The sequence below is a fragment of the Dyadobacter sp. LHD-138 genome, from assembly GCF_030929615.1.
In the GTDB taxonomy this organism is placed as follows: Bacteria; Bacteroidota; Bacteroidia; order Cytophagales; family Spirosomataceae; genus Dyadobacter.
On the sequence record NZ_JAVFVU010000073.1, the window covers coordinates 1 to 10637 of the forward strand.

8 protein-coding genes are annotated in these 10637 nt (G+C 42.1%); 5 read left to right on the forward strand and 3 right to left on the reverse strand.

The features are described from left to right. Nucleotides 1-157: 157 nt before the first annotated feature. The gene (locus RB622_RS29480; RefSeq protein ID WP_308050427.1) at nucleotides 158-355 is read right to left on the reverse strand and encodes a hypothetical protein; all 198 of its coding nucleotides are present in this window, start codon (nucleotides 353-355) and stop codon (nucleotides 158-160) included. A gap of 193 nt (nucleotides 356-548) precedes the next feature. Between RB622_RS29480 and RB622_RS29485 the strand changes: the two genes are divergently transcribed. From RB622_RS29485 to RB622_RS29500, 4 genes are read left to right on the forward strand one after another with little or no spacing between them, the layout of a single operon-like run. Next, nucleotides 549-1220 carry an RNA polymerase sigma-70 factor gene (locus tag RB622_RS29485; protein WP_308050428.1) on the forward strand — a complete coding sequence of 224 codons (672 nt, stop codon included), beginning with the start codon at nucleotides 549-551 and terminating at the stop codon, nucleotides 1218-1220. A gap of 41 nt (nucleotides 1221-1261) precedes the next feature. Then, nucleotides 1262-2269 carry a FecR domain-containing protein gene (locus tag RB622_RS29490; RefSeq protein ID WP_308050429.1) on the forward strand — a complete coding sequence of 336 codons (1008 nt, stop codon included), beginning with the start codon at nucleotides 1262-1264 and terminating at the stop codon, nucleotides 2267-2269. Nucleotides 2270-2290: 21 nt separating this feature from the next. Then, nucleotides 2291-5755 carry a SusC/RagA family TonB-linked outer membrane protein gene (locus RB622_RS29495; protein WP_308050430.1) on the forward strand — a complete coding sequence of 1155 codons (3465 nt, stop codon included), beginning with the start codon at nucleotides 2291-2293 and terminating at the stop codon, nucleotides 5753-5755. Between the two features lie 29 nt (nucleotides 5756-5784). Then, a complete protein-coding gene (locus RB622_RS29500; RefSeq protein ID WP_308050431.1) occupies nucleotides 5785-7287 on the forward strand; it encodes a RagB/SusD family nutrient uptake outer membrane protein in 1503 nt (500 codons plus the stop codon). A 668-nt stretch (nucleotides 7288-7955) separates the two neighbouring features. Here the strand turns inward: RB622_RS29500 and RB622_RS29505 are convergent. Together RB622_RS29505 and RB622_RS29510 are read right to left on the reverse strand one after the other, a co-directional pair. Next, on the reverse strand, nucleotides 7956-9389 hold the full coding sequence (locus RB622_RS29505; protein WP_308050432.1) for a TlpA disulfide reductase family protein: 1434 nt from the start codon (nucleotides 9387-9389) through the stop codon (nucleotides 7956-7958). Between the two features lie 161 nt (nucleotides 9390-9550). Beyond that, entirely contained in the window at nucleotides 9551-9811 is a 261-nt protein-coding gene (locus RB622_RS29510; RefSeq protein ID WP_308050433.1) for a GDCCVxC domain-containing (seleno)protein, read from the reverse strand. Nucleotides 9812-9957: 146 nt separating this feature from the next. On the opposite strand from RB622_RS29510, the gene RB622_RS29515 reads away from it, so the two are divergent. Beyond that, nucleotides 9958-10356: a hypothetical protein gene (locus tag RB622_RS29515; RefSeq protein ID WP_308050434.1), complete on the forward strand. Its 399-nt coding sequence runs from the start codon at nucleotides 9958-9960 to the stop codon at nucleotides 10354-10356. Nucleotides 10357-10637: the final 281 nt, after the last annotated feature.

The following is a 10637-nucleotide window of genomic DNA, read 5'->3' on the forward strand; positions in this document are numbered from 1 at the left end:
GTAGGTTGTCTGCGGCCCATTTTTCCTGATTTGCTTATAACTAAAGATAATCAATTCTGAAAAAATAAACAACACTATATACGCAAAAAAAGAGACTGCCCTTTTGAGACAGCCTCTTCTTTTTCCTCCATCCTCCCCCGACTTCTTTTTTTCTTGACTATGCCTCATAATCCTCATGAAGCCACTTCTCCTGCTTCATCAAAAGTACCAGAACGATAATATTAGTCAGCACGCCGGTTAAGGCCAGTATTGCCCCAATACTTCTTGTTGCATCGGAATCCAGGATAAGGTTCAATCCAGCCAGACTTAATAATGTGCCTGCGATCAAAAGACTGATTTTATTTTTCAATTTCATATCGGAAATCGGGTTTAAGTATTTTTGAATTAGACTTTCATAAAGGGAAAAGTCACTGACCGGACGGATATTTTTTTGTTTTGTCACTACCTTATTCCTTCTTTAATATAAATTTTTCCAATTATTTTCTAATCTGACTAAGGGGATAAGAGTGCAAAAAAGTCTTTTAATTATTACATAACAAAAAGATCCAATGCGAGATCCTTTGCTACATGAAGAACCCCCGACAGGAAGCCCATTTCTGTCACCTTCTGAGGAAGACAAACCCCGTTTTCAGGAGGTTGATTCTGCATTATTTTTAAAAGCGACTTTTGAAGAGAATCCTTCAAAAGGCCTGGAGCTTCTTTTCCGAAGGTTTTATAAGCCGTTGTGTAGTCATGCGGTCCGTTTTGTCTATTCAAAACAAATTGCGGAGGATCTGGTAAGTGAAGTTTTTTTTCAGTTTTACCGGACAAAGTCATATCAGAACATTAGCTCGTCGTACACAAGTTATCTTTTCAGAGCGGTACGGAATGAATGTTTTACTTACCTGCGCCGTGAGTTTGGCAAGACAGATGCCATCGAAACTACGACGGAAAACACGATCTCGATCACTCAGCAGCAGCCCGACGCTGAAATTCATTATAACCACCTTTTCCTCAAAGTCAATGAGGTGATCGGGCAGCTACCGATGCAATGCCGCCGTGTATTTCTTATGAGCCGATTTGAAAGCAAGAAATACCATGAGATTGCCGACGAGTTAAATATTTCTCCCAAAACCGTAGAAGTACATATTTCCAAAGCATTGAAGCACCTGCGCACGGCCCTCAACGGCGAATGGATGATGCCCTGCCTGCTTTTGGTTTTGGATAATTTCAGCTTGTAAGCTGCCCTCACACATTTTTGAACACTGAAATTAGTACGATAATGAAAGAACCAATATTAAAACATATTCTTTTTGAGTATTTGTCTGGCAGGGCGAATCCGCTCGAAAGGCAACTGGCGGAGGATTGGCTAAAGGATGCAGAAAATAGGGATACTTTTCATCAATGGCTTTTTGAATGGGAAACCCGTTCGCCCCAGTTTGTACCCGACCAGGATCAGGCTATGGCAAGACTGCTGTCCAGGATCAACAATGAAGAGCAAGAACCGGAGGAGGATAGCAATGAAGATAACCGGTCGGGAAATGGCTGGAATCCGTTTCAGGTCCGAAAATACTGGCTGATAGCGGCTTCGATACTTTTGCTTGTATGCTGCGGCTGGTTTTCAAGAGATGTGATGCAATACAAAACTTTTGAGACGGGCTATGGTCAGACAACAAAGTTATACCTGGAAGACGGCAGCCGTGTTGCATTGAATGCTAATTCCCGTTTGAAAATCCCGCGTTTTGGATTCTTTGGGGATGTGAGAACAGTGTTGCTCGACGGTGAGGCTGAATTTTCCGTAAGCCATACCATTGATCACAAACGTTTTGTCGTGAAAACGTCAGATACATTTCAGGTGGAGGTGTTGGGTACGCAGTTCTCGGTTTTTGCCCGCCCGCGTGGTACCAAGGTCGCTTTAAGTCATGGTAAAATCAGGATAGATTATTCGCAGGGAGAAAAACGGCAGCATTTGCTCATGAAACCGGGCGATCTGGCCACCCTTCAGAAAACCGGGGGAATAGAGGTCGTTAATGATTTTGATACAAAGAGTTTAAGTGCCTGGAAAGAACAACGTTTTGTATTTAACGCGACTTCTTTACGGGAAATCAGTAATCTGATAGAGGAAAATTTTGGCAAAAAAGTCCGGATAGCCAATGATAAAATTGCCGGAAGAACCATTACCGGAAACTTCAAAACAGAAAACACAGAAGAGCTCCTCAGAACGGTTTCGGAGGTCCTTGATCTTGAAATTGAAACCGTAGGTGATTCCATTTTAATAACCGACAACTAACTATTTCTAATCCTTTAACTTATGCAATTAACACTATCACGTAAGCACTGGGTGGGAATTGGGCTTGCCTTTGCTACGCAATTTTCGCAGACTGCCCAATCCCAGACCTTTGCATTTGCCTCCATGCTTGAACGGCAGCCGCATACGGTCAGACAGGAGATGAAGTTGAAAAATGCCCTGCTGGATTTACAGCGACATTACGGGGTCGAAATCGTCTTTGAGGACCGTGTGGTCGGGGCAATGAACATTGTTTCGGGACTGATTGATTTTCACAAACCGTTGGAAAAGAACCTTGATATCATTCTCCAGCAGAACGGATTGAAATACAAAAAAACACGGAAGAACACGTACGTGATTGTAGAAGGCAAGGAATCGATCAAAACGAGCGGGGTTGTACCGGAAGAGAAAAAGGAATCCGCCGTACTGGTGGGAGGCAATACGGTTGGCATGACGGAAGTATTGAATGGCAAAACCATTGTCATAGAGAAAACGGTCACTGGAAAAGTTACGGATGAAAAAGGTGCCGGCTTACCAGGGGTGAGTGTGGTCGTGAAGGGAACGCAACGAGGCACGTCTACCAATGGCGAAGGTGATTTTCAGCTTGATGTTCCCGATGAAAAAGCAGTTCTGGTTTTCAGTTTTGTAGGTTATACAACGAAGGAAATTCTGGTAGGTGGTCAATCCAAACTTGCGATCGGTCTTTTACCGGATGAAAATTCACTGGATGAAGTTGTCGTTGTGGGTTATGGTTCCGTGAAAAAATCTGATTTAACGGGTGCCGTTGGTACGGTTAAGGCGGAGGCTTTGCAGGAACGCCCGGCTGCATCACTTAATCAGGGATTGTCAGGTCGTATCACAGGGGTGAACGTGTCCTCCAACTCTGGGCGGCCAGGTGGTCGGGCAAACATCAGGATTCGGGGAGCAAGCTCGATCAGTGTAAGTAATAACCCTTTGTATGTTATCGATGGTGTCATACTGAACGCCGTGGAACTTCAGAACGGGAGTACGCCGATCGATTACATCAACCCGAATGACATTGCATCCATTGAAGTACTGAAAGATGCGTCTTCTACGGCCATTTATGGAGCACGCGGTGCCAATGGCGTTATTTTGGTGACAACCAAACGGGGCACATCTGGCGGAGGAAGGGTTACTTACGATACTGATTTTAGTATTGGTATTGCTCCGAAGAAATTAGCTGTGCTTAACTCCAAGGAGTTTTTGGCTGTTGAAGATCTTGCGTATAAAAATGCCGCCAAGTACGATCCCGTGGGATGGGCAACCGGTACCAAATATACAGATCCTAAAACCAAAAGAACCAATCCGCTATTATTTGATAAGGAGGGAAATCCTTTGTATGACACGGATTGGCAGAAAGAGACATTCCAAAAGGCGTTTACCCAAAATCACCAGCTTGGATTTACAGGCGGTAATGAAAAGGGAAGTTTCGGCGCATTTGTAAATTATCGGAATGAAAATGGTATTGTCAGGAATTCATGGCAAAAAAGATTTTCAGGTCGCTTTGTATTTGATACCCAAATCAAAAGCTGGTTGAAAGTAGGAGGGACATTAGGTTATACCGATCAGAATGAAAAGCAGATCGATCAACTTGGTGGCGGTGGTATCACAACCATGCGTCAGGCTCTGGAAGCATTGCCAATTATTCCTGTAAAATACCCGAATGGCGCCTGGGCCAGTAACAGAGATTATCCGGGTATGGAAGGTGGCGATAGTCCGTTGCGTGTAGCGGCAGAGCGGTTATACTACCTTCGCACGCAAACCATGCTGGGGAATCTGTATGCAAACATTCGTCTTGCCGACGGTCTGGAATTAAAGTCGACGATTGGGACCAATGTGATCAATCAGAGACGCGATTATTTTGCTGCGAAAGGATTACAATATATTTCTAATAATGGTGATGCTTCGGTTATTAACAACCGGTATAACTCCTGGCAGTTCGAGAATTATCTGACGTATAACAAAGAGTTTGGTAAAATACATTCTTTGAATGCCATGGCTGGTTTATCATGGCAGCATGTTGACCGTTTTGAAAATATTGCAACCACACAGGGTTTTGATGATACGTACTTCCTGTTTAATAACCTTGGTGGCGGTTCAAGCCCACAAGCCCCTTCATCTTTTGGAGAAGCATACGGTTTAAATTCTTACTTCGCACGTGTGAATTACGGTTTGCTTAATAAGTATCTGGTAACGTTCACGGGGCGTATGGATGGTTCGTCCAAATTTGGATCTTCTAACCAATATGCATTTTTCCCATCTGCTGCTGTGGCGTGGCGTGTGACTGAGGAAAGTTTTATGCAAAATGTACCTGCCGTTTCCAATCTGAAAGTACGTGCCAGTTATGGCGCAACAGGTAACTCTGAAATTCCAGCCTATCGTGGGTTGGCAGGTATGTCCACTTCCAGTGTAATTTTTGACGGTGTCCGCAATATTGGTACAGGCATTAGCCGTATGTCAAATCCTAACTTGCAGTGGGAAAAAACACAACAAGTTGACTTTGGTGTAGAACTTGGCCTATTCTCTAACAGAATCAATTTTGAATTGGATCTGTACCGTAGAAAAGTGAATGATATGTTGCTGGATGCGCCATTGCCAATGAGTAGCGGGTATTCGAATATTTTCACCAATGTTGGAAGCATGGAAAACAAGGGGGTAGAATTTGCAATTAATTCGACGAATATCAAAACAGAGGATTTCTCATGGAGTACAACCTTTAATATTTCGGTAAACAAAAATAAAGTGCTAGAGCTAGCCGGTGGTGGTGATATTTTCTCTGGGAATGGAATTATCAAAGTGGGTGAGCCGGTTGGTTCTTTCTTTGGAAGGAAACATCTGGGAATCTGGGGCACAAACGAAGCGGAGCAGGCCAAAAAATATAACATGCGTCCTGGTGATGTTAAGTATCTGGACCTTAATGATGACGGTACGATCAATGATAACGACAGAACCATTATCGGAAAAGGTATTCCTGACGGATTTGGTACATTCTTAAACACCTTCCAATACAAAGCATGGTCGCTGACAGTAGACTTGCAATATATGTATGGTAATGATGTTTTAGACAGAAGTATTCACTCGGCCGAAGACAGACAGGGTATTGCGAACAGCTATAAAACGGTTTTGAATGCATGGACAGAAACAAATCAAAATTCAACGATCGCACAAATTCGCCCGATCGCTGCTTATTATACAACCAACAATGACAGCCATAAGGTAACGGATGCTTCTTTCATTCGCGGACGTAATTTATTGCTGGCCTATACATTCCCGTCTTCCATCACTTCCAAGTTAAAGCTTGACCGTTTACGGGTTTATGGATCTGTTCAGAACTTCTTTGTGGTCACCAAATACTCTGGCTATGATCCTGAAGTTTCAAATTCTGGTTCTCCTTTTGATCAGGGTTTGGGATTATATGATTACCCGAGACCGCGTGTCTTTATGTTGGGCCTTAACATAGGATTGTAATTTACAGATGACTTTTTAACGAAGAAACAATGAACGGAATAACAAAAAAATATAAAATGCTGGCAATCGTGGCCGGCACACTGTGGCTGACCGGCTGTTCAGATTTCCTGAATGAATCGGACCCAAGCAATTTTACGGTGGAGAATTATTTCACCAAACCGGAACATGCACGAAGCTCCATAAACGCAATTTATACAAATTTGCGGGAGCCTTTGGTCAGCGGTTTTGGAGGTGGAGCCTGGATGATGACTGAATTTGGAACCGGCCTTGCTCAGACCGATTTAGGACAAGCAGTTAATAGTTACTTTATAAAAGACCTGCGCAATACCTCTGATAATGGTTATGGGGTAAATTATTGGCAGAATTATTACCGGGGGATAGGCAATGCGAACCTTTCTATTGAAAAAATCCCTACCATTGCCATGGATGCCGCGGAGATTAAAAAGCTGCTGGGAGAAGCACATTTCCTGAGGGCTTTTTATTATTTCAACCTGGTGCGGATGTTTGGGAATATCCCTTTGGTGACCAAACCTATGTCCCTTCAGTCTACCGAGTTGAAACCCGCCGCAGCAACTCCGGACGATGTGTATAAATTAATCGTAGAGGATTTAAAAACGGCGGAAGCCGCTGGGTTACCCTGGAAGGATATTAGCGGGAAAGCAAGCATGGGTGCGGTAAAATCGTTACTGGCCAAAGTATATCTGACCATGGCGGGTTATCCTTTGCAAAAAGGAGCGGCGTACTATGACCTGGCTGCCAAGAAGGCGGAAGAGGTGATTGATTCTAAACAATTTAAATTGTTTGATACCTATGCAGACCTGCATAACCCGGCGAAGAAGAATGTTGATGAAAATATCTTCATGATTCAATTTAAGACACAAATCCTTCCTGGCAGCTGGCAGAGTGCAATTATTCCCTACAACAAAAACATCTCGCAGTATTCTGATGAAACGGGAGGGATTTATGCAACGGCTGACTTTGTAAAATCATACGATCCGGCGGATTTACGTGCGAAAGAAAAACAGTTTTTCTTCACAAAGTTTACCAATGAGAAGGACAGAAATCAGGTTGTGGACCTGGGTGGTTATTTTATTTACAAACATTTTGATACCGTTGCGCAGACCAGCACAGCAAACAGTGACCTGAACTGGCCGGTGATCCGCTATGCAGACGTGCTGCTGATGTATGCGGAAGCATCCAATGAAGTAAACGGACCGAGTGCAAAAGCTTACGATGCCGTTAACGCGACAAGGACCAGAGCAGAGCTGCCTAATCTTACCGGTCTCTCAAAAGATCAGCTGAGAGAGGCAGTTTGGAAAGAACGCTGGTATGAGTTATGCTTCGAGAATATCACCTGGTTTGATATGGTTCGTCTGCGCAAAGCATTTAACGTGACCACGAAGCAGTTTGATAACTATGTTGGACATAAGTTCTCTTACGGGCCTGTTGTAACTGAAAGAGAGCTCCTATTCCCCTTGCCAACCAATGAGATCAGAAATAATACCAATCTGATACAGAATAAAGGATATTAATCCTTAGGTGTCAAAAAACATCGTTTCTAACACAGAAGAGGTGCCGGAATTTGATTTTCGGCACCTCTTCTGCATTCCAAGTATTACAGAAGTTATTTTGCTAACTCCGATTTGCAATCGGGGCGGCCCGCGTAGGATTGTTTGGTTTCGCGTTTATAACGCATAACCATATCAGGTTCCCCCCCCAAAAAAATCCCTGAAAGGATAAAACGCTATGTTTGTAGTGTTAAAAACGCAAGAAAACTCCTTGGAGTTAAAATAAATCAGCTCTTTTTCTACAAACAGGATAACGCTGCGAGGTATCGTTTCAACTTTCCGGCTCCATAGAGCCTCCTGTTTATAAAAACGATCTCTTTTGAAGGATTTCCCGACTCTGTAAGAGTCGCCTCAATACTGACAGGAAACTCCTAAGGAGTTAAATATTTTCATTCAACATTTTTTCCTATAAACAGGGCACCTCTACGAGGTGGGCGTGGGTGACTGTTTGTAACGCAAAACGTTGCAACGTTTTACTTTCTGTAAAATAAATCTCTGAAAGGATACAATTCTATATTTTTAGTATTGAAAACGTAAGACAAAGAAACCCTGATTGCAAATCGAGGTTTACGAGATTTGCAATGAACCTTTAAAATTCAAACCCGTTAACGTCATTTTTTTCAGAACTGGATCTAATCCAACTTCATCGCAGATAGTGCTTTTTCTATTTTCACGGCAGCTCCCTGACTAGGTCGGCTGGTGAAATTTTCTATAATGGCCCCATCTGAACCAATGAGTACGTATTGAGGATAGACATTTATTCCAAACTTTTCTTCCAGAGCGTTCCCCCATTGTGCATTAGCATAAAGATTGACTGTTTTCAGACCATACTGACTGATTTTTTCAAGCCACTTTTCTCTGGTAGTACGCGTACAAATACTGACAACTTGCACAGGTTTTCCTTTGAATTTTTCTACCAACTCATTTTCATAAGGGAACTCTTCAATACAACCTTTGCAGCCGGCAAACCAGAAGCTCAGATAAATAATCTGCCCTCTAAACTGTTTTAACGAAACAAGCGAATCTTGAATGTCGGCAAGTATGAAGTTTGGGCTTTTTTTTCCTGCATTCAGCAATTTAATCCGTTGCGAAGCATTTTGTTTTAAATAGGGAATCAGCGTCCTATAAGTTTGTAAGGCTGGCAACTTGTCAATTTCTATTTCCACCTGTCGCGGATTATTATTTAAAGCGTTGCTGATCATGTAAAGCGTAAAGAACTCACCGATCTGTTTACCCAGTAGCCCGGTATTCTGCTGATAGTTGGTTAAAATATTACTTTGGGATGGTAGCGCTTTCGTGGTGTTCGCTGATTTATATTTGACATATGCCTCTAAGAATTGCAAATAGTCATAGTCATACAGCGCCAGAGTATTCCGGATCGCTACTGTTTGTAAAAAGTTAAAATAGTTACCTGGTGCATTGGAATCCGGGTGCTTCACTTGATGTCGGTACTGATATACATATAAGCGGAGGTAGGCGTTCGTATATGTAATTGCATCAGTTTCAAATCTTATGAACCAAGGCGGAAGACCTTTAGCATTTTCGTCTAAAAAGTCTTTTTCTAACTTGTAAAGGCTGTCCGCAAGAATTTTAAAATCAGAAAGCGTGGCATCACCTACACCTGCACTCATTACCTGTTGACTAGGAAGTACGGGAAATCGGGCAGACTTCGCCTCATAGTAATCTTGTATCTGCTTATTTTGGCCCTCAATCTCGTAGGTAGCAGGTCCGGGCTTCGAGCTGTCAATACTGATATAGATGGTATCAGATGGCATCATGAGCAGATTTAATTTTTTACTGCTAAAACTTACAAATACATTTTGAACAGTATGAATTGGGAATGTAACCCAGATTGGTTTACCAGTAGCCGATAAGGTATCTCGTTGCTCATATGAGCCGTAAGCGGGAAAGGAATGCAATACTTCGACCGAAATGGGTAAATCTGTACTGCGACTGACGTTGGAAAGTTTAATCGTAGCGGTGCCATTTAAATTCAGTTTCTGAGCAAAGGAAAAAGTGTTTAATAAGGGAAGCCAAAAGACAAAGCACACAGAGATCCATTTCATACAAGTGATTTTAGAATTTGAGATCAATATAAACTATTTCCTTAGTTATATTGAGTTTTTACATTCCCATGTTTTCAGCATTAAAAACGCAAGCCAAAGAAACCCTGATTGCAAATCTGGGTTAAATATGGTTGCAAATCACGGCTCGTTTGGGTAGTGGCTTATAGGATAGGGCAGCAGGGTTTGACTTCCTGTATCGGGGGACATTTTACCGTTCCATAACTACAAAAAATACAACAGTCACCCTGCAATGGCTTTAGGCGTTGATGGCAATGCTCACATGCATAGAAGTACATGCAGGCATCGGTAGGCATGGTCTCTTGTTTTTCATGCTGACACAATGGACAGGTGATGGTCGATTGCAGGATTATCGTTTGACCGATATTGGATTTTCCCACTCCCGTAGTATTATTGACGATCATGGTAAATTGCGTTTTAGGTATACTAATTTACAAATATTTTCGTTCGATAGGTTTGAAAGTCAAATATTTACATAAATAAAATGACTGAGTTTCCACAGGAGTCTGTTCCACGTCAAAGAAAATATCTACGTCTAATTCTTTGTATAATGAGCATTACTTGCATCAATTTGGGGATAGCTCAAGTTCCCCAGGTTGAAAAGGACTTGAACCTGGATAGTTTAATGCTTGATTCGAAAATATTATTGGTTAAGAATCAGTTGCCCAAGGGTTGGCAGCTGGAACATTCTGATAAGAGGCTATACATTTTGTACCATGAAAAAGTTTGGTTCCCAATAACCTATGTCCAAGATAGAAAAGTAATAAGCAACACGACTTCTTACGAGTACAGGAATGGAAAGAAAGTAATTGTAGTGGAAGCTAACCCATGTTTCATCCTGGAGGTAATGCCAATCTGGACAAAAGAGCAATGGAAAGATACTATTATTTTCAGAGAAATGAACGAAATAAAAAAAAGAATCAATCAGAGTTGGGCAATCACTTTTTGACAATGCGCACTCCGATTTACAAATCTGCGCTACCATGGCATACCTGATTCTATTTTTTTCTGATCCGGGCTACAAGGCAGGAAAACCATAAAACGGAGAATATAAAATATGTCGAGATAATGGAGCTGGCTATTTTTCCTTTTTGATTCAAGGATTGGAACGGGGAGTGTACGCTGAACTGTGTCAGGATTTTATTTAGGCAGATTCAGCTACCAAGAAAAAATTCGCGATCGGCCTGTAATCTGTCACCAAATTTAATGTACAATTGAGACATCGTCAAG

Excerpts from the sequence above, each read along its gene's own strand:
- RB622_RS29480 (WP_308050427.1), bottom strand. The coding sequence starts at position 355 with ATGAAATTGAAAAATAAAATCAGTCTTTTGATCGCAGGCACATTATTA.
- RB622_RS29485 (WP_308050428.1), top strand. The coding sequence starts at position 549 with ATGCGAGATCCTTTGCTACATGAAGAACCCCCGACAGGAAGCCCATTT.
- RB622_RS29490 (WP_308050429.1), top strand. The coding sequence starts at position 1,262 with ATGAAAGAACCAATATTAAAACATATTCTTTTTGAGTATTTGTCTGGC.
- RB622_RS29495 (WP_308050430.1), top strand. The coding sequence starts at position 2,291 with ATGCAATTAACACTATCACGTAAGCACTGGGTGGGAATTGGGCTTGCC.
- RB622_RS29500 (WP_308050431.1), top strand. The coding sequence starts at position 5,785 with ATGAACGGAATAACAAAAAAATATAAAATGCTGGCAATCGTGGCCGGC.
- RB622_RS29505 (WP_308050432.1), bottom strand. The coding sequence starts at position 9,389 with ATGAAATGGATCTCTGTGTGCTTTGTCTTTTGGCTTCCCTTATTAAAC.
- RB622_RS29510 (WP_308050433.1), bottom strand. The coding sequence starts at position 9,811 with ATGATCGTCAATAATACTACGGGAGTGGGAAAATCCAATATCGGTCAA.
- RB622_RS29515 (WP_308050434.1), top strand. The coding sequence starts at position 9,958 with ATGAGCATTACTTGCATCAATTTGGGGATAGCTCAAGTTCCCCAGGTT.